General features: G+C 62.7%; 19 protein-coding genes and 1 riboswitch. Of the genes, 10 read left to right on the forward strand and 9 right to left on the reverse strand.

What is annotated here, in order from left to right; translation table 11 throughout:
• Positions 1-20: 20 nt before the first annotated feature.
• Together ACWGXF_RS09415 and purM are read right to left on the reverse strand one after the other, a co-directional pair.
• Complete coding sequence (locus ACWGXF_RS09415) at positions 21-1,079, reverse strand: AI-2E family transporter (RefSeq protein ID WP_003070847.1); 1,059 nt, start codon at positions 1,077-1,079, stop codon at positions 21-23.
• Positions 1,080-1,116: 37 nt separating this feature from the next.
• Positions 1,117-2,169 carry a phosphoribosylformylglycinamidine cyclo-ligase gene (purM, locus tag ACWGXF_RS09420; RefSeq protein ID WP_003070848.1) on the reverse strand — a complete coding sequence of 351 codons (1,053 nt, stop codon included), beginning with the start codon at positions 2,167-2,169 and terminating at the stop codon, positions 1,117-1,119.
• Between the two features lie 357 nt (positions 2,170-2,526).
• On the opposite strand from purM, the gene hda reads away from it, so the two are divergent.
• Genes hda through folK form a run of 4 tightly spaced genes read left to right on the forward strand, consistent with a single transcriptional unit; the run spans position 2,527 to position 6,051 of the window.
• Positions 2,527-3,225, forward strand: a complete 699-nt coding sequence (gene hda / locus ACWGXF_RS09425; protein WP_003070849.1) for a DnaA regulatory inactivator Hda — start codon at positions 2,527-2,529, stop codon at positions 3,223-3,225.
• A 57-nt stretch (positions 3,226-3,282) separates the two neighbouring features.
• Complete coding sequence (locus ACWGXF_RS09430; RefSeq protein WP_452101860.1) at positions 3,283-3,984, forward strand: HAD family hydrolase; 702 nt, start codon at positions 3,283-3,285, stop codon at positions 3,982-3,984.
• Positions 3,981-5,546: a polynucleotide adenylyltransferase PcnB gene (gene pcnB, locus ACWGXF_RS09435; protein ID WP_039049078.1), complete on the forward strand. Its 1,566-nt coding sequence runs from the start codon at positions 3,981-3,983 to the stop codon at positions 5,544-5,546. The genes ACWGXF_RS09430 and pcnB overlap by 4 nt, the downstream gene beginning before the upstream one ends.
• A complete protein-coding gene (folK, locus tag ACWGXF_RS09440; RefSeq protein WP_039049079.1) occupies positions 5,539-6,051 on the forward strand; it encodes a 2-amino-4-hydroxy-6-hydroxymethyldihydropteridine diphosphokinase in 513 nt (170 codons plus the stop codon). Before pcnB ends, folK begins: the two co-directional genes overlap by 8 nt.
• A gap of 112 nt (positions 6,052-6,163) precedes the next feature.
• On the opposite strand, the gene ACWGXF_RS09445 is transcribed toward folK, so the two are convergent.
• Together ACWGXF_RS09445 and ACWGXF_RS09450 are read right to left on the reverse strand one after the other, a co-directional pair.
• Positions 6,164-7,132, reverse strand: coding sequence for a Bug family tripartite tricarboxylate transporter substrate binding protein (locus tag ACWGXF_RS09445; RefSeq protein WP_012839449.1), 969 nt, complete (start codon positions 7,130-7,132; stop codon positions 6,164-6,166).
• A gap of 120 nt (positions 7,133-7,252) precedes the next feature.
• The gene (locus ACWGXF_RS09450) at positions 7,253-8,299 is read right to left on the reverse strand and encodes a CDP-6-deoxy-delta-3,4-glucoseen reductase (protein ID WP_256631119.1); all 1,047 of its coding nucleotides are present in this window, start codon (positions 8,297-8,299) and stop codon (positions 7,253-7,255) included.
• Between the two features lie 109 nt (positions 8,300-8,408).
• Between ACWGXF_RS09450 and ACWGXF_RS09455 the strand changes: the two genes are divergently transcribed.
• On the forward strand, positions 8,409-9,356 hold the full coding sequence (locus ACWGXF_RS09455) for an SDR family oxidoreductase (RefSeq protein ID WP_256631118.1): 948 nt from the start codon (positions 8,409-8,411) through the stop codon (positions 9,354-9,356).
• Positions 9,357-9,476: 120 nt separating this feature from the next.
• Here ACWGXF_RS09455 and ACWGXF_RS09460 read toward each other — a convergent pair whose 3' ends face one another.
• Both ACWGXF_RS09460 and ACWGXF_RS09465 read right to left on the reverse strand, forming a co-directional pair.
• Positions 9,477-10,160 (reverse strand): DUF4124 domain-containing protein, encoded by a 684-nt coding sequence (locus tag ACWGXF_RS09460; protein WP_003069066.1) that lies wholly within the window; start codon positions 10,158-10,160, stop codon positions 9,477-9,479.
• A gap of 87 nt (positions 10,161-10,247) precedes the next feature.
• Positions 10,248-10,838: a hypothetical protein gene (locus tag ACWGXF_RS09465; RefSeq protein WP_012839446.1), complete on the reverse strand. Its 591-nt coding sequence runs from the start codon at positions 10,836-10,838 to the stop codon at positions 10,248-10,250.
• 247 nt (positions 10,839-11,085) lie between these two features.
• A riboswitch (FMN riboswitch) is annotated at positions 11,086-11,254 on the forward strand.
• 90 nt (positions 11,255-11,344) lie between these two features.
• Between ACWGXF_RS09465 and ACWGXF_RS09470 the strand changes: the two genes are divergently transcribed.
• Together ACWGXF_RS09470 and ACWGXF_RS09475 are read left to right on the forward strand one after the other, a co-directional pair.
• Positions 11,345-11,887, forward strand: a complete 543-nt coding sequence (locus ACWGXF_RS09470; RefSeq protein ID WP_003069072.1) for a 6,7-dimethyl-8-ribityllumazine synthase — start codon at positions 11,345-11,347, stop codon at positions 11,885-11,887.
• A 240-nt stretch (positions 11,888-12,127) separates the two neighbouring features.
• On the forward strand, positions 12,128-13,264 hold the full coding sequence (locus ACWGXF_RS09475) for a branched-chain amino acid ABC transporter substrate-binding protein (RefSeq protein WP_003069075.1): 1,137 nt from the start codon (positions 12,128-12,130) through the stop codon (positions 13,262-13,264).
• Positions 13,265-13,413: 149 nt separating this feature from the next.
• Here the strand turns inward: ACWGXF_RS09475 and ACWGXF_RS09480 are convergent, their stop codons facing one another.
• Entirely contained in the window at positions 13,414-14,325 is a 912-nt protein-coding gene (locus tag ACWGXF_RS09480) for a LysR family transcriptional regulator (RefSeq protein WP_452101861.1), read from the reverse strand.
• A 108-nt stretch (positions 14,326-14,433) separates the two neighbouring features.
• Here ACWGXF_RS09480 and ACWGXF_RS09485 point away from each other — a divergent pair, with 108 nt between their 5' ends.
• The 3 genes from ACWGXF_RS09485 (at position 14,434) to ACWGXF_RS09495 (ending at position 17,552) form a co-directional block, all read left to right on the forward strand.
• Complete coding sequence (locus tag ACWGXF_RS09485; RefSeq protein WP_256631113.1) at positions 14,434-15,093, forward strand: NAD(P)-dependent oxidoreductase; 660 nt, start codon at positions 14,434-14,436, stop codon at positions 15,091-15,093.
• 129 nt (positions 15,094-15,222) lie between these two features.
• A complete protein-coding gene (locus tag ACWGXF_RS09490) occupies positions 15,223-16,431 on the forward strand; it encodes a sugar transporter (RefSeq protein ID WP_256631112.1) in 1,209 nt (402 codons plus the stop codon).
• Between the two features lie 71 nt (positions 16,432-16,502).
• On the forward strand, positions 16,503-17,552 hold the full coding sequence (locus tag ACWGXF_RS09495; protein ID WP_054074627.1) for a porin: 1,050 nt from the start codon (positions 16,503-16,505) through the stop codon (positions 17,550-17,552).
• A 121-nt stretch (positions 17,553-17,673) separates the two neighbouring features.
• Here ACWGXF_RS09495 and ACWGXF_RS09500 read toward each other — a convergent pair whose 3' ends face one another.
• Entirely contained in the window at positions 17,674-18,642 is a 969-nt protein-coding gene (locus ACWGXF_RS09500; protein ID WP_012839441.1) for a tripartite tricarboxylate transporter substrate binding protein BugE, read from the reverse strand.
• A gap of 112 nt (positions 18,643-18,754) precedes the next feature.
• Positions 18,755-20,017, reverse strand: coding sequence for a CaiB/BaiF CoA transferase family protein (locus tag ACWGXF_RS09505; RefSeq protein ID WP_256631111.1), 1,263 nt, complete (start codon positions 20,015-20,017; stop codon positions 18,755-18,757).
• Positions 20,018-20,121: the final 104 nt, after the last annotated feature.

Genomic DNA, 20,121 nt, shown 5'->3' on the forward strand with positions numbered 1-20,121 from the left:
CTTGGGGGCAAGCAGCTTGCTTACACCAGTTGTGCGGCTTCCAGCTCTTTCTTGAGATAGGCATAGAACAGCGGCGCTGCCACCAGGCCTGCTGGGCCGAAGACGGACTCGGCCACAAACATCACGGCCAGCAGCTCCCATACGCCCATATGCGTGCGTGTTCCCACCACCTTGGCGTTGATCACGTATTCAGCCTTGTGAATCAGGATCAGGAAGCCCAGGCAGGCAGCAGCAGCTATGGGCGATACGGACAGGCCGACCAGCGTCAGCACGGCATTGCACAGCAAGTTGCCGACGATGGGGATCAGCCCGGCGATGAAAGTCAGCGTGATCAGAGCGGGGGTGTAAGGCAGTTGCAGCTTCCAGATCGGCAATATGGCCAACAGGAAGACGGACGTCAGCAGCGTGTTGAAGGCCGCAATCCAGAACTGGGCGGCCACGATCTGCTTGAAGGCCAGGGCAAAGTGACCGATGCGCTGCTGCAGGGCCTGCACCAGCGGCGGGTGACGCGTGGCGATGGGGCGAACGGCTGCCAGCGCGCCGATGATCAGGCCCACATAGGCATAGAGCAAGCCAGTGAGCCAGGCTCGGCCTGCAGTGGCCAGCACACCGGCCTTGGCGGCCAGATAGCCGGCCAGCTTGCTTTGAATTTCCTGAGCGCCGTCAGGCAGTTGGTCGGCAATGTCCGAAGGCAGTTTTTCTCGCAGCTCCAGCACCGTGGCCGCCAGATAGTCCAGCAGTTCCTTGTACTGGGCGGGGGCTTCGGTGATATAGGTCCGGGTCTGGGAGAGTGCGCCGCTGAGCAGGGCCAGCGGTGCCAGAATCACGATGGTGGTGGCAACCACCTGGGCCCAGCGTGGCAGCTGGTTGCTGGCAAAGGCGCGAGGGTTGGCGCGTGACAGCAGGCGCGACAGCGAGCGGGTAAGCATGAAGCCTACGCACACACACAGCAGGCCGGGGAGTATTCCCTGATGCATGACGAGCAGCAATGCTGCTCCCATCAATATGTAACTGGCCAGTATGACCTTGGGCGAAGGGCCCGGTTGCGTAGTGATGGGGGCGGGCAAATGCTGCGTCATTCAGGCTCGGGGTAGAGGGGCTGTGATGAAGGCCTGCTTAGCGCACTTCAACGGGCTTGCCGGAGCCGATTTCCGTGATGGCGCCGATGCTGTAGACCTTCTCGCCCAGCTCGGCCAGTGTGGCTGCCGTGGCTTCTGCGTCTTCAGCGGCAACCACAACCACCATGCCGATACCGTTGTTGAACGTGCGGTTCATCTCGATGTCGTCAATGCCGGCGGTCTTTTGCAGCCAGGCGAACAGCTCGGTCTGGGGCCAGCTGCCGGCCTTGAGATGGGCTGCGGTGCCTTCGGGCAGCACGCGGGGAATGTTCTCCAGCAGGCCGCCGCCCGTGATGTGGGCCAGGGCCTTGATGGGGTGCTTGTCCAGTGCGGCCAGCACGTTCTTCACATACAGACGGGTAGGCTCCATGATGGCTGCCTTGAAGGGCTTGCCGTCCAGAGTCGCGGGCACGCTGCCCTGGGCTTCGGCGCGCTCGATGCACTTGCGTACCAGCGAGAAACCGTTGGAGTGCACGCCGTGCGAGGCCAGACCCAGCACCACATCGCCGGGCTTGACGTTCTGACCGCTGAGGATCTTGGACTTTTCGACCGCACCGACGGCAAAGCCGGCCAGATCGTATTCGCCATCGGGGTACATGCCGGGCATTTCAGCGGTTTCTCCACCGATCAGCGCGCAGCCGGACAGCTCGCAGCCCTTGGCGATACCGCCCACCACGGCAGCGGCCGTGTCCACATGCAGTTTGCCGCAGGCGAAATAGTCGAGGAAGAACAGGGGCTCGGCGCCCTGCACCAGCACATCGTTCACGCTCATGGCCACCAGGTCGATGCCCACGGTGTCGTGCATATTCCACTCGAAGGCCAGCTTGAGCTTGGTGCCCACGCCGTCGGTGCCGGACACCAGAACGGGTTCCTTGTAGCGCTTGGGCACTTCGAACAGGGCGCCGAAGCCGCCGATGCCGGCCATCACGCCTTCGCGCATGGTTTTCTTGGCCAGGGGCTTGATGCGTTCGACCAGTGCGTCGCCTGCGTCGATGTCAACACCGGCGTCTTTGTAGGAAATGGGGGTAGAGGAGGATGCGGAAGAGCTCATCGATGGATCCGGTGCGGGGGCGCCCTGCTGGGCGGAAACCCCGGGATTCTACGGCGCTTGCCCGTGCAGCGGGGGCGCCCGGACATGCGTCAAAGGGTTTTGCTGGAGCATTCATGGCCTGACTACAACAACGGCAGTAGGCAAAATCAGCCCGAAGCCGCTCGGGGGCTGCGAGTGCAGACTAAAATTGGCGCTTTTGTTACCGAGTGATCACGCTAGGGCATATTGCAGGGCCTGATCTAAGTGCGCGTCCGGGCCTTTGTATCTTCCACCATTGATGCTGATGAATCTCCTGCCAGATTTCGCCGCATGGGCTGTTGAATGCCCAGGAAAGGGGGCGCTGCGCGTATGTCGCAGATGAAGCAGCTGGCTCTGGATATCAGCATGGCGCCCGGCCCGACGCTCGCGCGTTTCTTCGTCGGCCCCAATGCTGCGTTGATCGATCACCTGCGTCACTGGGTGGGCGATGGCCAGCTGCAGCAGTCGCGCACGCCGGTGCCCACCTATCTCTGGGGAGAGGCAGGGTCCGGCAAGAGTCATTTGCTCAAGGCGGTGCGTGAAGCCCTGCGCGAGCAAGGAGCCATGGTGGGCTGGATGGATGCATCCACACCGTTCCCGCCCGAGTTCGATGAACGCTGGGCCGCCGTGCTCATGGACGATGTGGACATCTACACCCCGTTCCAGCAGGCGCGTGCCTTCAACTGGTTTGTGAATGCCACCAGCCCTGCCACCGGCCTGCCGCGCTGGGTGCTGGCTGCAGGCCAGCTGCCAGTCGCCGATCTCAAGATGCGCGAGGACTTGCGCACCCGCCTTGGCTGGGGTCATGTCTATCAGCTGCATCTGCTCGACGAGTCGGCACGGCGTGCCGTGCTGCGTCAGGAAGCCGATGCCCGTGGCGTGTTTCTGAGCGACGAAGTGATGGATTACATGCTCAGACGCTTTTCGCGCGATCTGGGCTCGCTGATGCAGCTGCTGGACATGCTGGACGGTTTTGCCCTGCGCAACAAGCGCGCCATCACCATCCCGCTGCTCAAGACCATGCTGGAAACCGAGTGAGGCCTCTGCTCACGCTTTCTGCTTTGGCCATGCCACAGCACTTTTTGTTGGATTTGCATGTCGACTTCTGAATTGGCTATCAAGCCCAGGCTGGCCCTGTTTGACCTGGACCATACGCTGCTGCCGCTGGACTCCGACCATGGCTGGGGCGAGTTTTCCATTGCCATCGGCTGGTGCGACCGCGAGGAGTTCGGGCGCCAGAACGACGCCTTTTTTGACGACTATCTGGCCGGCCGTCTCAACATCCCCGACTATGTGCGCTTTGCCACGGCTGCCGTGGTTCAGCGCGGCGAGGCTGCAGCCACGGCTGCGCACCAGCGCTTCATGGACGAGGTGATTCGCCCGGCGATCAAGCCTGCCGCCCTGGCCCTGGTGCAGCAGCACCTGGATGCGGGCGACACCGTGGTCATCACCTCGGCCACCAACGAGTTTGTGACGCGCCCCATCGCCCAGGCTTTCGGCGTGCAGCATCTGCTGGCGACCGAGCTGGTGCGTGATGGCAGCGGCTGGTTCACGGGCGAGATTGACGGTATTCCCAATATGCGCGAGGGCAAGGTCGTGCGCATGACCGAATGGCTGACCCAGCGCGGCCTGCGCTGGGAGGACGTCGAGGCGACCTTCTACAGCGACTCCATGAACGATGTGCCCCTGCTTGAAAAAGTGGATCACCCGGTGGCCACCAACCCCGATGCGCGCTTGCGTTCCCTGGCCGAGGAACGCGGCTGGCGCATCGTGGACCTATTTAGCGAAGCACCATGATCAAGACCATTATTGACAAGCTGCTGGGCAAGGCGCCCGCAGCCCCCCGCTCGCGCAAGCCCAAGTTCGGCAAGCGTGAGGAAGTGCCGGTTCAGGTGCATGGCATAGACCCGAATCTGGTGGACCGTCGCGCCATCGATGTGGTGCAGACCCTCAAGCGCTCGGGCCACGAGGCCTATATCGTCGGCGGCGCCGTGCGCGACCTGCTGCTGGGTCTGCGTCCCAAGGACTTCGACGTGGCCACCGATGCCACGCCCGAGCAGGTCAAGAACCTGTTTCGCCGCGCCTTCATCATCGGCAAGCGTTTTCGCATCGTGCACGTGGTCTATGGCCGTGGCCGCGAAAACGAAGTCATCGAGGTGTCGACCTTCCGTGCCTTTCTTGACAACAGCGCGGCCGAGCAGGTCAGCGGCAATGAACGTACCAGCAAGAATCAGCTCGCAGGACTGAAGCATGCCGTGGATGCCAGCGGCCGCGTGCTGCGTGACAACGTCTGGGGCCCGCAGGACCAGGATGCCACGCGCCGCGACTTCACCATCAACGCCATGTACTACGACCCCGAGACACAGATCGTGGTCGACTATCACGGCGGCATTGCGGATGCCAAGAAGAAGGTGCTGCGCATGATCGGCGATCCGGCCACGCGCTACCGCGAAGACCCGGTGCGCATCATTCGGGCCGTGCGCTTTGCCGCCAAGCTCAGCGGCAAGGGCTTCAAGCTCGAAGCCAAGACTGCCAAGCCCCTGGTCGAGTGCGAGCCGCTGCTGCAGGAAGTGCCGCAAAGCCGCTTGTTCGACGAAATGCTCAAGCTGCTGCAGACCGGTCACGCGCTGGCCTCGGTGGCTCAGCTCAAGGAATTGGGTCTGTCGCGTGGCATCTATCCGCTGCTGGACGTGGTCATGGAGCGTGCCGACCATCCCTTCGTGCAGGCCGCACTGATGGATACCGACCGCCGTGTGGCCGAAGGCAAGCCCGTGGCGCCCAGTTTCTTGCTGGCCTGCGTGCTGTGGCAGGACGTCAAGCAGGGCTGGGAAAAGCGACTGGCCAAGAGCTATCACCCTTTCCCTGCGCTGCAGGAGTCGATCGACGAGGTGTTCGATCAGCGCATCGGCGATGTCTCGGGCCGGGGCAAGCTGGCTGCCGACATGCGCGAGATCTGGGTCATGCAGCCGCGCTTTGACAAGCGCACCGGAGCCACCCCGCACTCCATGGTGGCGCAGCCGCGCTTCCGCGCCGGCTTTGACTTCATGCGCCTGCGTGCCGATATCGGCGAGGTCGAGGAAAGCCTGGCCAGCTGGTGGCAGGAGTTCCAACAGGCCGATGATGCCCAGCGCGATGATCTGATTGCCCAGGCCCGCGACGAACAGCGCGCCCGCCAGCGTGCCCAGCAGCAAACGGCGCCCAAGGTGCATCGCGTGACCAAGAAAAAAGCCGAAGGCGAGCAGGACAGCCCGCTGGATCAGGTGGCCTCAGAAGGCGATGCCGCCGCGCCCAAAAAGCGCCGTCGCCGTCGCCGCAAACCATCCGCCGGTGCTGCTCCGGTCGCCGGTGGTAATGAATAAACCGGTGGCGCTGGCGGCCGACACGGTTGCGGTCGGTCTCGGGGCCAACCTCGGCGATGCACGCCGGACCCTGTCCTGGGCCGTGGCGGCGATGGCCGGGCTGGCCCGGACCGAGCTGTTGGCCGTGTCCTCGCTCTACAGCAGCAAACCCATTGATTCGTCCGGGCCTGACTATCTGAATGCGGTGGCGTTGCTGCGCACCGGGCAGGAGCCGCTGGATCTGCTGCATGCGCTGCAGGCGATCGAGCTGCAGGCCGGACGCGAGCGCCCCTACCGCAATGCACCGCGCACGCTGGATCTGGATATCGAGCTATGGGGCGACCGGCACTCGGATGCTACCGAGCTGACCCTTCCCCACCCGCGCATGTGGCAGCGTGCCTTTGTGCTGCTGCCGCTGGCCGAAATTGCGCCCGGCTGCGTGAGTGCTGAACAACTACAGGCAGTGGCAGACCAGGGCATAGAGCGCAGCCTGGCCCAGGGCTGGTGGATAGAGCAGTCAGCGTAGTTTAGATTTGATAGCTTCTCGCGCTTGCCTGGCAAGCGATTGAGGCTGAACTAACTAAAAAAGCCCCGGAGCCGTCAGGCTGCCGGGGCTTTTTTATCAGTGCCAGGACTCGTCAGTCGACCTTGGCTCCAGAGGCCTTGACGATGGGCTGGTACTTGGCGCGCTCGGCGGCCATGAACTTGTCGAATTCGGCGGGCGTGGAGCCCACGGGTTCGGCCATCAGGGCGTTGAAGCGGGTCTTGGTTTCCGGTGCTTGCAGAGCATCATTGAAGGCCTTGCTCAGCTTGTCCAGCACGGGCTTGGGGGTGCCGGCCGGGGCAACCAGTCCCCACCAGGTGTCGATGGCAAAACCGGGGTAGCTCTTGGACAGCGCGGGCACGCCGGGCAGCAGCGGCGAGGCATTGAGCGAAGTCACAGCCAGAGCCACCAGCTTGCCGCTCTTGATATTGGGCGCGGCCGCAGCCAGGTTGTCGATATTGAAGTCCACCTCGCCGGACAGCAAGGCCAACTGGGCGGGGTTGGCGCCACGGTAGGGAACGTGCAGCGCAAAGATGCCGGCCTTTTGCTTGAGCATCTCGCCTGCCAGATGACCTGCGGAGCCATTGCCGCCGCTGCCGTAGTTGAGCTTGCCGGGATGGCTCTTGGCGTAGGCGATCAGATCGGCCACGCTATGGATCTTGAGTTGCTCGGCCTTGGCGGCATTCATCACCAGCACATTGGGCACGCGCACCATCTGGGTGATGCCGGCAAAGTCCTTGCCCGCGTCATAAGGCATCTTGGTGTAGAGCCAGGGGTTGACGGCATGGGTGGCCGTGGCGGCCAGGCCTATGGTCAGGCCGTCGGGCTGTGCCTTGGCAATGGCGTCGGCGCCGATGTTGCCGCCAGCGCCGGCCTTGTTGTCGATGATGACGACGCCCAGGGAATCGCGCACTCGCTCTGCCAGCGCGCGGGAGGTGATGTCCAGCGGACCACCGGGCGCATAGGGCACGATCAGACGGATGGGTTCTTGGGCCTGGGAGAGGGGAGAGGCCAAGGCAGCAACGGCCGCCATGACCGAGAGAAGGCTGTTTCTACGGTTCATAGAGCTCTATTGTGCAAAAAATTGCAGCGGCTCCGGAACTGGCGGTTACTTGTGCAAGAAAATTGCGCGTAAACCCTGATGCGGCATGGAATGCATCGGGGTTTGCGCAAAACAGCGTTCTTATTTGTCCGCTTCGGAGGTAAAGGCGTCGGCGTAGAACTCTTCGGCAGGCAGCGCGCGTTCGCTGGTATAAGCGGCGCGGGCCGAGTCCACGACGATGGGAGCACCGCAGGCATAGACCTGGTAGCCGGACAGGTCGGCAAAGTCGTCCAGCACGGCCTGGTGGACAAAACCGGTACGGCCCGTCCAGGCATCCTCGGCCAGGGCATCGGAGATCACGGGCACATACCTGAACTGGGGCATGGCGGCCGTGTGCTCGGCAATCCAGCTGGCGTCATACAGGTCGGTGGGGCGGCGGCCACCCCAGTACAGCGTGACGGGGCGGTTGATGCCCTTGTAGCGCATATGCTCGATCAGTGCCTTGATAGGGGCAAAGCCCGTGCCCGAGGCGAGCAGGATGATGGGCTTGTCCGAGTCCTCGCGCAGGAAGAAGCTGCCGAACGGGCCCTCCACACGCAGGATTTCCTTTTCCTTCATGCCGCCGAAGACATGATCGGTGAACTTGCCGCCTTCCATGTGACGGATATGCAGCTCGATGCCGGGCGCCGTCTCCTGCACATGGGGCGCGGTGGCCATGGAATAGGCTCGGCGGGCACCGTCGCGCAGGATGAACTCCACATACTGGCCGGCGTGGTAGCGGAACTTCTCGCTGGCCGGCAACTGCAGGCGCACCTGCATCACGTCATGCGACTTCTTCTCGAGAGCGGCCACGCGCACGGGCATCTTCTTGATGGGGAAGGAGCTGGCGTCCGTGACCTGGCGCGACTCCAGCACCACATCGCTGTGGGGCGTGGCGCAGCAGGTCAGCACATAGCCGCCGGCTTCCTCTTCGGCTGTCAGAGCCTTGTCCGAGTGAGTACCGTGGCTGACTTCGCCGCTGAGCTTCTTGCACTTGCAGGAGCCGCAAGCACCGTCCTTGCAGCCATAGGGCAGGCCGACGCCGGTGCGAATGGCCGCGGCCAGAATGGTTTCAGCGCCCTGAGTGGCAAAAGCACGTCCGCTGGGCTGGACGGTAATTTCAAACGAAGCGTGGGCAATCTCGGTCATGACGTTTTGGTTATCCTTGAAGGCGTATCCGGCAGCCTTTTTGTCCGCGTTGCAGCAGTTGCCGCAACGGCGCTGGCTCCTTAGAACTTGTACGCAGCAGGTCCCGATTTTGCCTTCAAACCAAAGCCCATTGGGCGCGCTGCCAGCGCGCTTTCGTCGTGAACGCTTATTGATCGTCGGCCACGGCGATGTGGGTCAGCGCGTGGCCCGATTGTTGGTCGCTTCAGGTCGTGGCAGGCACGGCATTCAGGTACTGGCCTTGAGCCGCAGCTCAGGTCGGGCCGAGCAACTGCATGCCCATGCCGTGAGGCCCTTGTGGGGGGATCTGGATGATCCGGCAAGCCTGCGCAGACTGGCAGGCATTGCGACGCGGGTGCTGCACCTGGCGCCGCCTCAGGCACCGGCTGCCGGGAATGAATGCTCGTGGCTGGACTCCCGCACCACGGCTCTCATGCGGGCACTGCGCCTGCGCAGCCTGCCGCGCAGTCTGGTCTATGCATCGACTTCGGGGGTCTATGGCGACTGCGAGGGGCAGTGGGTGGCCGAAACCCGGTCCGTCGCGCCGACGACTGCCAGAGCTCAGCGCCGCGTGAATGCCGAGCTTGCGGTGCGCTTTGCAGGGCGCTTGGGTCTGCGGGCCAGCATATTGCGCATTCCCGGCATCTACGCACCTGATCGTGAGGGCGGTACGCCCCGCGCCCGGCTGCAGCGTGGCACGGCCGTGCTGAAGCCCGAGGACGATGTCTATACCAATCATATTCATGCCGACGATCTGGCGCGTGCCTGCCTGCTTGCGCTGTGGCGCGGCAAGCCGCAGCGCATCTATCACGCCAGCGACGACACGCAGTTGAAGATGGGCGATTACTTCGATCTGGCGGCCGATCTCTACGGCCTGGCCAGGCCGCCGCGCATTTCGCGCGAGCAGGCGCAGACAGAACTGCCCGCAAGTCTGCTGAGTTTCATGAGCGAGTCGCGGCGGCTGTCGAATCAGCGGCTCAAGCACGAATTGCGGCTCAGGCTGCGCTATCCCACGGTGACCGAGGGCCTGCAAAGCTAGGCAAAGCACAGAGCACGATCCTCAAAAATTCGCGTGGCCAGGCAATGGGCGGCAAGCAAGCGCCGCCGCGCAGCGAAGCTGTCGCTGCCCTGGGGGCAGGCGCACAGCGCCTCAGGGGGATTACGGTATCGGATGCACGCCGCCGCGGTTGTCATAGCAGCGAAAGACATTGCAGTTGACGATTTTGGCGGGCGGCTGCGATGGCGTGGGACGTGCCGGCGGGTAGCGGTTGGGATAGCCATAGCCCCACTGCGGGCGGTTGATGGCATTGGGCTGCAGCGCCCGGCTTTGCTGCAACTGCTGGTAGGCGGCTGCGCCCAGGCAGCTCATCTCCATCTGGGCCTGAGCCGCCTGGCTGCGCTCACCCCAGGTGGCCGGGTCGGGGCTGGCTTCGGCCAGTATGGCGTTGTAGCGCTCGCGGGCCTGGCGGCAGGCGGGCGTGTTTTCCAGATTGGCTACGGCCCGGGCCTGGGCTTTCTCGGCGGCCTCGCGTTCCTTGCGCTCCTGCTCTTCACGCTGGCGGCGCTGGGCTTCGTCGCGCGCCATCTGGGCCTTGCTGCGTTCCCGCGCCTGGCTGGCATTGGCACGCTCTGCCGCAATTTCCTCGGCGCTTTGCGCCGCCTGAATCTGTGTGCTCATTTCGCCCGAGATGCAGCGGCCGTTGGTATAGGTCACCTCGCCGGTCTTGGCATCGACACAGCGCATGACCTGAGCCTGGGCCGTGCCTGCGATCAGCACCCAGCCCAGCAGCAAGCCCAGCGGCAGCTTGCGCATGGTGACGGCGGGAGATAGGGGCTCTGGCATGACCGCTCCTTCAAAGGCGTTTGAGTGCCTGCAAATTATGAAGTGGCGGCAGGAAAAGCAGAAGCGGTGCCGTGCCGCAGCATCCGGTCAGCGCCAGTCACCGCGAGGAGGAAAGCCTTGCTGCTGGCCTTCGCGCTGGCGTTGCTGCTGGCGCTGATCGCGCTCACGTTCGCGGTCTTGCTGTTGGCGGTCGCGGGCCTGTTGCTGGCGATCGCGTTCGGCCTGCATGCGGTCACGCTCGCGCTGCTGCGATTGCTGTTGCTGCTCGCGTTCCTGCTGGCGGCGCATCTGGTCCTGATCGCGGCGATTCTGGGATTGCTGACGATCCCAGTCGCGGCGCTGCTGATCCCGGTCGCGCTCCATCTGACGCTGCCATTGCTCGCGATCACGCATGTTCTGGGCGCGCTCGCGTTCCAGCTCGCGCTGGCGCTCCCATTGACGGCGCTCACGCTCGCGCCATGCCCAGTCATTGCGGTCCTGACCCTGGTAGACCGGGTAGGCGGGATAAGCGGGCTGGGTGCTGTAGATGGTGGTGGAGCCATAGCTGCCACCGTAGCCGCCGCCATAGCCGGAGTCGTACTCGCCGGGAACCGCGCAGGCAGTGCACAGCACAGCCAAAGCCCCCATGCTGGCCCAGCGCGTGGAGGTGGACATCATTGCCTGCAGGGATGGTTTCATGGCGTATCTGGTGAGGTGTGGGTGGGCGCAATGCCCTGTGCTCTTAACGTCCGGCAATTGTTCCGGGTTGACTTCGCTACGTTGTATGCTCATTAAATGAGAGCTCGTTTGGCTTTGTGGACGCTCGTTAAGGATGGTTTTTCCTTGATTTTTCAGATTGACACCATAGTGACCCTTTTGGCAAAAGCGCGGCCAAAGCCTCGCTAGAATGACTTCGTCTTGCGGTGAATTCCGGTTCACTGCAAAGCAGCGTTCTCAGGGCGGGGTGCAATTCCCCACCGGCGGTATCTGCGGCAATGCCTTGCATTGACTGCAGCAGCCCGCGAGCGCCTGTAGTCTCGCCAGAGCCTGCAGGGTCAGCAGATCTGGTGAGATGCCAGAGCCGACGGTCATAGTCCGGATGAAAGAGATCGCGCAGCATCGGTCCGTGATGCAGCTATCGCTGCCGCATGGGCGGGTGTATCAGCGCACGCCCTGATTCATTGGAATTTTCTGGAAATACCACCATGAATCAGACCCCCATCTCCATGAACTTTGCCACTCACGCGACTTCCGAAGGTACGCCCTGGAAGGCTGTGGCCGGTCGCAGCCGCATTGCCATCATCAGCGCCAGCTGGCACACCGAAGTGGTCTACCAGGCCCGCGATGCCGCCCAGGCCGAACTCCTGGCACAGGGCGTGCAGGCCGGCAACATCACGCATTTCAGCGTGCCCGGTGCCTTTGAAATCCCGCTGCTGGCCAAGAAGCTGGCGCAAAGCGGTCGTTTCGATGCAGTGATCGCCACGGCACTGATCGTCAACGGCGGCATCTATCGTCATGAATTCGTGACCACGGCCGTGATCGACGGGCTGATGCGTGTGCAGATGGACTCCGAAGTGCCCGTGTTCTCCGCTGTGCTGACGCCGCGCGATTTTCACGAGCATGGTGATCATGTGGAGTTCTTCCGCCAGCACTTCGTGAAGAAGGGTGTGGAAGTGGCCCATGCCTGCCTGAGCACGCTGGACCAGCATGCCAAGGTGGATGCTCTGCTGCAGGCCAAGGCTGCCTGAGCGGCAGGTGTCAATGAAGGAACGCCCCAGTCTGGGGCGTTTTTCTTTGGCGCTGCTGCCATTTCGCGAGCAAGGGCTTGCGGCGGGTTTTTCCAGCACAGCCCGGGGCGCTTGCCGATCCCTGAAAACACTGATTGTTGTGCCGGTGTAGCACTCGCTGCACCTATGTGATTGCCTCATTGCCAATTGCCTGTCGCGGGGCATAAGGTTGCGTCTTGTCTCAACCGAGTGGAGTGCGCAATGAAGAATTTTGGCAAGTTGTGTATCGCGACAGTCGTAGCAGGTATGGCTGGGGGCGTGATGGCCCAGGAGCAGATCATCAAGATCGGCCATATCGGCCCGACCTCCGGCCCTCAGGCTCACTTCGGCAAGGACGATGAAAACGGCGTGCGCATGGCCATTGAGGACCTGAACGCCAAGGCCATGGAAATCGGAGGCAAGAAGGTCAAGTTCGTGCTGGTGGCCGAGGACGATGTGGCCGATCCCAAGCAGGGCACGGCGGCTTCGCAAAAACTGTGCGATGACAAGGTGGCCGGTGCAGTGGCCTTTGTGAACTCCGGTGTGGCGATTCCTTCTTCCAAGGTGTTCCAGGACTGCGGCATTCCCATGATCACGGGCGCTGCGACCAATCCCGATCTGACCAAGCCCGGCTGGAACACCACCTACCGCGTGATTGCCAACGACAACGCCCTGGGCGCGGCGCTGGCTAGCTATGCGGCCAAGAATCTCAAGCTCAAGAATGTGGCCGTGATCGACGACCGCACGGCCTATGGCCAGGGCCTGGCCAATGTGTTCAAGAAGGATGCCGCAAAGCATGGCATCAAGATCGTGGCCAATGAGTTCACCAACGACAAGGCCACGGACTTCATGGCCATTCTGACCTCCATCAAGGCCAAGAAGCCCGATGCCATCTTCTACGGCGGCATGTATGGTCAGGCCGGCCCCATGTTGCGTCAGATGGCCCAGCTGGGCATGAACGACGTCAAGATGTTTGGCGGTGACGGCATTTGCGTGACCGAGCTGGCCAAGGTGGCTGCCGGCGCCAAGCCGCTGGAGAACGTGGTCTGCGCCGATGGCGGAGCCTCCATTGCCAAGATGCCTGGCGGCACGGAGTGGAAGAAGCGCTATGACGCCAAGTATCCGGGCCAGTTCCAGGTCTACAGCCCCTACTTCTATGACGGCACCATGCTGCTGGCCGACGCCATGAAGCGTGCCAATTCATGGGACCCCAAGGTCTATATCCCCTTCCTGCAGAAGTCCGACTATTCGGGTGTGACCTCCAAGATCCAGTTCGAGAAGAATGGCGAGATGAAGAACCCCAGCTATACGCTGAGCCGCTATGTGAACGGCAACAAGACGCCTATCGATCTGAACTGATTGCCTTGAGTGCACCAGGCCATGTGGTGTGGCCTGTTTTGCAAAGCCTGCGGATGCCTCGCATTTGCAGGCTTTTTTGCTTTCGGTCTTTGGGGGGTAGGCAGGCATGGATGGCTGCTGGCTGGGGCGTTGCACGCGAAAGGATTGCGCTAGTTCTGCATGCCCTCTAGCTGCGCGAAATACTCGCGCAGCACCTCGATGGCCTCGCGCACCTTGGCGGGCAGGCTGTCGCGGCTGGCGGTGACGGCCCAGATGTCCAGCATGCCCATATCCCAATCAGGCAGCAGGCGCACCAGGCTGCCCGCCTCCAGACTGGCTGCCACGTCATGGGCAGAAAGCAGGGCAAGCCCCAGACCCGCTTCACAGAACTGCTGCACCGCGCTGCGATGGTTGCTTACCATGAGCGGCCGCACCTGCAGCCGGTACTCCTGCGCCGTGCCCTGCTGACGCCACAGAAAGTCGGCCTGGGCGTCGTCACTGCGGCTCATTTCCAGCCAGGGCAGCTGTGCCAGCTCGCTGGGGTGTCGAGGCGTGCTGCCGTTGGCCTTGATCCAATGCGGCGAGGCGCAGAGCACGGTGGCGCTGCGTCCCAGGTGACGGGCCACCCAGCTGGAGTCCTGCAGATTGCCGAAGCGCAGCGCCAGATCCACGCGCGCCTGGATCAGGTCTATGGGAGCGTCATCCATGAGCAGGCGCAGCCGCAGCTCAGGATGCATGGCCAGCCACCGGCCCAGCGCCGGGGCCGCATGCTGGGTGAAACCTGCCGGGGCAGCCAGACGCAGCTCGCCGCTGGGGCGCTGATGCTCGGCAGCCAACTCGGCGCGCGCTCGGCTGGCGGCCTCGCACATGGCGGCGCACTGGGTGTAGAAGCGCTGGCCGGCATCGGTCAGCGTCAGCTGGCGCGTGGAGCGGTGCAGCAGCGTCAGGCCAGCATCGTGTTCCAGCTGACGGATATGCTGGCTGACGGCCGAGGGCGTCATGTCGAGCTGGCGGGCGGCCGCGCTCATGCTGCCGCGCTCCACCACGGCGGCAAAAATGGCCATGCGTCTGAAATCTTCCATGGGGCTATTTTGAAGTGCTGCTTCAAGGTCATGGTGGCTGAAAGGGGTTTTTCTCGCAATTAATGGCGATTAATCTTTAGCCCTGTTGAAGATACAAGGAGTTTTCCAATGAAAGTCGCATTGATTGGCGCCACGGGTTTTGTCGGTGCCGGGTTGCTGGATGAGTTGCTGCGTCGCGGTCACGAAGTCGTGGCCCTGGTACGCAAGCCCGAGGCCGCTGCAGCGCGCGAACATGTGCAGTTCGTCAAGGCCGATGTGCTCAAGGCCGACGAGGTGCAGCGCGCCGTGACCGGCTGCGATGCCGTGGTCAGCGCCTATAACGCAGGCTGGAGCAATCCCAATATCTATGACGATTTCATGCAGGGCTCGCGCGCCATCGTGCAAGGTGTCAAGGCTGCGGGCATCAAGCGTTATCTGGTCGTGGGCGGAGCCGGCAGCCTGTATGTGAATGGTCAGCAACTAGTGGATTTGCCCGATTTTCCGGCCTTCATCAAGCCCGGCGCCTCGGCGGCACGCGACATGTTTGCCGAGCTGCAAAAGGAGGCCGCTCTGGACTGGACCATGCTGAGCCCGGCCGTGGGCTTCCATGGCGGCTCCGATGCGCAGTCCAGGGGCCGTACCGGTCACTACCGTACAGGCAAGGACGAACCTTTGGTGCAGGCCGACGGCCAGCCCGGCGATATTTCGGTTCAGGACCTGGCCGTGGCATTGGTCGATGCCCTGGACAGGAACGAACACGTCAAGGCTCGTTTCACCGTCGCGTATTGATCAAGCCCTGCCGTCGCCCGGTCCGACCCCATTGATTGATGGGGCAAGGTCGGGCTGTCTGTCTGCTGTCATGCTGCAAGCGCACAATTTCGGGTTTTGCGGCGCCAGACGCCGACACGCCTTGATTGCATGACAGAAACCTTGACTGCCCCTATCGAATCGACCCGATCTCCCGCCCAGGCCTGGCTCAGCGTGATTGCGCTGGCGCTGGGTGCTTTTGTCTTCAACACCAGCGAGTTCGTGCCGGTCGGTCTGCTCAGCAGCATTGGAGCCAGCTTTGACATGCAGGTGGAGCAGGTGGGGTTGATGCTCACCATCTACGCCTGGGTGGTGGCGCTGGCCTCGTTGCCCTTCATGCTGCTCACGCGCAATGTAGAGAGGCGCAAGCTGCTGATGGGCGTGTTTGCGGTGTTCGTGCTCAGCCATTTGCTCTCGGGCGTGGCCTGGAGCTATGCGTCCCTGGTCATCAGCCGCATCGGCATTGCGCTGTCGCATGCGGTGTTCTGGTCCATCACGGCCTCGCTGGCCGTGCGGGTGGCGCCTCCGGGCAAGAAGGCCATGGCGCTAAGCCTGCTGGCCACGGGTACTTCCGTGGCCATGGTGCTGGGCATTCCGCTGGGCCGCATCGTGGGTGAATGGCTGGGCTGGCGCATGACGTTTCTGGCCATCGGTGGGGTGGCGGCGGCGGTGATGCTGGTGCTGGGCAAGCTCTTGCCTCTGCTGCCCAGCGAGAACGCAGGCTCCCTGTCCAGTGTGCCCATGCTGTTCAGGCGTCCGGCCCTGGTTGGCATCTATGTGCTGCTGGTGGTGGTGATTACCGGCCAGTTCACGGCGTATAGCTATATCGAGCCCTTTGTGCAGGACATTGCCGGCCACGCCGGCGATGTGACCACGGCCGTGCTGCTGCTGTATGGCGGCATGGGTATTGTGGGCAGCGTGCTGTTCGGCTGGTTCGGTCTGCGCTTTCCGCGCGGCTTTCTGCTGGCGTCCATCGGCGTGCTGGCGCTGAGCCTGTTGCTGCTGGTCATGAGCAGCACGCATGTCTGGAGCCTGTATCTGCAAAGCTCGGTCTGGGGCATTGCCATGATCTGCTTTGCGCTGTCCATGCAGTCCAAGGTGCTGAATCTGGCGCCCGATGCCACCGATGTGGCCATGTCCATGTTCTCGGGCATTTTCAATATCGGCATTGGCGGCGGCGCACTGCTGGGCAGCATCGTCAGCCAGCAATGGGGCATGACGCATATCGGCCTGGTGGGCGGCCTGCTGATTGCCATGGGCGGCGCGCTCTGGTTGTACATGATGCTCAAGCTGGCCGACAGCTTCCGTTTGAAGTCCTAGTTTTGTATACAAAACTGGCCTGACTCTTGCATGGGTGGTTTGTCTCAAACTTTTTAGAGAGGAAACCACCCATGAAAGCGTTTGCCGCTACCTTCACCACCATCGCCCTGGCTGCGGCCAGCCTGTCGGCCCAGGCCCAGAGTTCCGTGCAGCTCACCGGTACCGTCGATACCTACGTGGGCTCCATGAAGCTGGCAGGGCAGGAGCGCGTGGCCTCGGTCGGCTCTGGCGGTCTGACCACTTCCTGGTGGGGTGTGAAGGGCGTGGAAGATCTGGGCGGTGGGCTCAAGGCCGACTTCAATATCACCGGCTTTTTCCGTGCCGATACAGGTACCCCTGGCCGTTTCGATGCCGACCCCTTTTTCTCGCGCGATGCCAATGTGGGTCTGGCTGGCAGCTTTGGCCGTGTGAGCCTGGGTCGTGGCCTGGCGCCTAACTTCCTGCCCACGGTGCTGACCAATCCGTTTGGCGACTCCTTCACGGTCTCGCCGCTGGTGCTGCATGCCAATATGACGACCGCGGCCTGGGGCGCGGACAGCCTGACCACGGCATCCAACACCGGCTGGAGCAATCAGATCCTGTATTCGACCCCCAGCTTTGGCGGCCTCAAGGCCAATGTGCATTACCAGTTCGGCGAGCAGACCAGCAGCGGCAACAAGGGCAAGAAGAATGTGGGCCTGAACCTGATGTACTCGGGCGGACCGCTGAGCCTGACCGCGTTCTACGAGCGTGCGCAGATCAACAACCCGGTATCGCTGGCGGTGATGCCGACCAAGAGCAACTGGATGGTGGGCGGCAGCTATGACTTCAGCGTGGCCAAGCTCTATGCCACTTACGGCCAGGCCAGGATCGACGCCCAGGACCGCGAGAACACCACTTACTCGCTGGGTCTGGATATTCCTGTCAGCGGAACGCCTGGAACCTTCAAGGCTGCGGCGGCGCGTACCAAGTCGGAAGTGGGCAATGTCAGCGGCACACGCACCACCGTCAGCCTGGGCTACGACCATTTCCTGTCCAAGCGCACCGACGTCTATGCCGTGGCCATGTATGACCGCGTGAGCATGGACATTCCCAACAAGTCCGGCACCAGCGCCCTGGTGGGCATCCGTCACCGTTTCTGAGAACAGATCTTGTGTTGCACCAGTTTCATGCATGGGCACCCGGCTTGTGCATGAGGCGGGGCAAAGAAAAAGCCCTCGCCGGTATGTGCCGGCGAGGGCTTTTTTCATGTGCAGCAGACGCTTATTCGTCCATCTTCAGGTTCTGCTTTTGCACCACGTTCTTGTAGACGGCCAGTTCTTCGGCCATCTGCTTGGCAAAGGCTTCGGGGGTGTCGGCCATGATGATGGAGCCGCTTTCCTCGATGCGCTTTTTCACGTTGGGGTCCTGCACGGCCTTGCGCACGGCGGCATTGATCTTGGCCACGACCTCCTTGGGCAGGTTCTTGGGGCCGACGATGCCGTAGTACGCCATGCGGTTGACCTGGGGCAGACCGATTTCCTTGAAGGTGGGCACATCAGGCAGGGCGGCCACGCGCTGAGGGGCGGCGACGACCAGCGCCGTGAGGCGCTTTTCCTTCACAAAGGGCAGGGTGGAGGGCAGGTTGTCGAAAATCAGCGGCACCTGGCCGGCCACGGTGTCGTTCAGCGCAGGGCCGGAGCCACGGTAGGGTACGTGGGTCATCTCGGTCTTGGTTTCCAGCTTGAACATTTCCATCATCAGGTGGGTGATGGAGCCCAGGCCGGGCGATGCGTAGGAGTACTTGGCGGGATGGTTCTTGATCTCGGCCAGGAAGCTCTTGTAGTCCTTGCCGGCAAACTTGGGATTGGCCGCAATGATGTTGGGCGTGGCCGCAATGTTCACGATGGGCGTGAAGTCGGTTGCCACGTTGTAGGGAATCTTGGGATTGATGGCCGGGTTGGTCGCCGTAGTGGACACGGTGGCAATGCCGAGGTTGTAGCCATCGGGCGCAGCGCGGGCGGTTTCGGAGGCTCCGATGCTGCCGCCGCCGCCGCCCTTGTTTTCCACCACCACGGACTGGCCCAGTTCGCGGCTCAGCGGCTCGGCAATGATGCGGGCGATCAGGTCGGTCGTGCCGCCGGCGGCAAAGGGAACCAGCAGGCGGATGGGCTTGTTGGGATAGGCGCTTTGTGCCTGTGCAGCGCCGCAAAAAGCCATGGCAGCCAGAACGGTGGCTGTGAACTTGAACATCAATGTCTCCTTGGAAAGTGTGATTGGCAGTGCATCTCTGGTGAAATTGCCTGCGGTTTTCGGGGCTTGGGCCCTCTTTTGTTGTCAGGAGTTTGCTTTGGCCATGAAGGCCTCAAACCACTCCTTGCTCATGCAACGCAGCAATGGCGTTGTCATCAAGTCCGAATTCGCGCAGCACCTCATCGGTGTGCTGGCCGAGGGCTGGCGGGGCGTTGCGGTAAGTCACCGGCGTGGCCGACAGACGTATGGGGTTGGCGACGGTGGCGATACGGCCAATGCCATCACTGGCGTTGCGCGGCAAGCTTTGCTGAATGCCGCGTGCCTTGACCTGGGGGTCTTCAAAGGCCTGGGCAATGGTGTTGATGGGGCCGCATGGCACGGCTTTGTCTTCCAGCAGCGCAATCCAGTCAGCCGTGCTGCGCTGAAGCATCTGTGGCTTCATCAACTCCAGCAGTGCCGCACGGTTCTGTACACGGGCGGTATTGGTGGCAAAGCGTGCATCCAGGGCCCAGCCGTCCTGGCCGATGGCTGCGCAAAAGCGCGCGAACTGACCGTCATTGCCTATGGCCAGCAGCACATTGCCGTCCAGCGTCGGAAAGTCCTGATACGGCGCCAAGCTGGGGTGGATATTGCCGGCGCGGCTCGGCGCCTGGCCGGTGGCCAGAAAGCCTGCAGCCTGGTTGGCCAGCACGGCCATGCCCACGTCCAGCAGCGCCATATCGATGTACTGGCCCTGGCCGGTGCCGTTTCTCGCATTGTCGCGGGCGTTGAGTGCAGCCAGGATGGCATTGCTGGCATAGAGCCCCGTGAACACGTCGATCACGGCCACGCCAACCTTGAGAGGGCCTCCGCCGGGTTCGCCATCGGCATGGCCGGTGATGCTCATCAGGCCGCACATGGCCTGCACCATGAGGTCATAGCCGGCGCGCTCGGCATAAGGGCCGTCCTGGCCAAAACCCGTGATGGAGCAGTACACCAGGCGCGGGTTCAGCGCCTTGAGACTCTCATAGTCCAGACCGTATTGAGCGAGCCCCCCGGTCTTGAAGTTCTCCACCACCACATCGGCCTCTTGCGCCATGCGCTGCAACAGGGCCCGGCCCTCGGGGTGTGCCATGTCCACGGTGAGGCTGCGCTTGTTGCGGTTGCAGGCCGTGAAGTAGCTGGCTTCGCGCGTGTCGTTGCCCGCATCGTCCCTGAGGAATGGAGGGCCCCAGTGGCGTGTGTCGTCGCCGGCAAGCGGGCGCTCCACCTTGACCACGTCGGCCCCCAGATCGGCCAGCATCTGCGTGGCCCAGGGGCCCGCCAGCACGCGCGACAGATCCAGCACCTTGATACCTGCCAGTGCGCCCGTGGAAGTGCTTGTCGATGCGTTCATGTCGGAGGTGTCCAGAAACCGGGTAAGGGAACTATGAAAACAGAAGCGTCTTGCGCTTTATTGGTATGAGTTTTGATATAAAAACTATTCAAAACTCATACGAA

Source organism: Comamonas sp. HJ-2, from assembly GCF_053615495.1.

Excerpts from the sequence above, each read along its gene's own strand:
- pcnB (WP_039049078.1), top strand. The coding sequence starts at position 3,981 with ATGATCAAGACCATTATTGACAAGCTGCTGGGCAAGGCGCCCGCAGCC.
- folK (WP_039049079.1), top strand. The coding sequence starts at position 5,539 with ATGAATAAACCGGTGGCGCTGGCGGCCGACACGGTTGCGGTCGGTCTC.
- ACWGXF_RS09480 (WP_452101861.1), bottom strand. The coding sequence starts at position 14,325 with ATGGAAGATTTCAGACGCATGGCCATTTTTGCCGCCGTGGTGGAGCGC.
- ACWGXF_RS09475 (WP_003069075.1), top strand. The coding sequence starts at position 12,128 with ATGAAGAATTTTGGCAAGTTGTGTATCGCGACAGTCGTAGCAGGTATG.
- ACWGXF_RS09430 (WP_452101860.1), top strand. The coding sequence starts at position 3,283 with ATGTCGACTTCTGAATTGGCTATCAAGCCCAGGCTGGCCCTGTTTGAC.
- ACWGXF_RS09470 (WP_003069072.1), top strand. The coding sequence starts at position 11,345 with ATGAATCAGACCCCCATCTCCATGAACTTTGCCACTCACGCGACTTCC.
- ACWGXF_RS09460 (WP_003069066.1), bottom strand. The coding sequence starts at position 10,160 with ATGCCAGAGCCCCTATCTCCCGCCGTCACCATGCGCAAGCTGCCGCTG.
- ACWGXF_RS09505 (WP_256631111.1), bottom strand. The coding sequence starts at position 20,017 with ATGAACGCATCGACAAGCACTTCCACGGGCGCACTGGCAGGTATCAAG.
- ACWGXF_RS09485 (WP_256631113.1), top strand. The coding sequence starts at position 14,434 with ATGAAAGTCGCATTGATTGGCGCCACGGGTTTTGTCGGTGCCGGGTTG.
- ACWGXF_RS09500 (WP_012839441.1), bottom strand. The coding sequence starts at position 18,642 with ATGTTCAAGTTCACAGCCACCGTTCTGGCTGCCATGGCTTTTTGCGGC.
- ACWGXF_RS09445 (WP_012839449.1), bottom strand. The coding sequence starts at position 7,132 with ATGAACCGTAGAAACAGCCTTCTCTCGGTCATGGCGGCCGTTGCTGCC.
- ACWGXF_RS09415 (WP_003070847.1), bottom strand. The coding sequence starts at position 1,079 with ATGACGCAGCATTTGCCCGCCCCCATCACTACGCAACCGGGCCCTTCG.
- ACWGXF_RS09465 (WP_012839446.1), bottom strand. The coding sequence starts at position 10,838 with ATGAAACCATCCCTGCAGGCAATGATGTCCACCTCCACGCGCTGGGCC.
- purM (WP_003070848.1), bottom strand. The coding sequence starts at position 2,169 with ATGAGCTCTTCCGCATCCTCCTCTACCCCCATTTCCTACAAAGACGCC.
- hda (WP_003070849.1), top strand. The coding sequence starts at position 2,527 with ATGAAGCAGCTGGCTCTGGATATCAGCATGGCGCCCGGCCCGACGCTC.
- ACWGXF_RS09450 (WP_256631119.1), bottom strand. The coding sequence starts at position 8,299 with ATGACCGAGATTGCCCACGCTTCGTTTGAAATTACCGTCCAGCCCAGC.
- ACWGXF_RS09495 (WP_054074627.1), top strand. The coding sequence starts at position 16,503 with ATGAAAGCGTTTGCCGCTACCTTCACCACCATCGCCCTGGCTGCGGCC.
- ACWGXF_RS09490 (WP_256631112.1), top strand. The coding sequence starts at position 15,223 with ATGACAGAAACCTTGACTGCCCCTATCGAATCGACCCGATCTCCCGCC.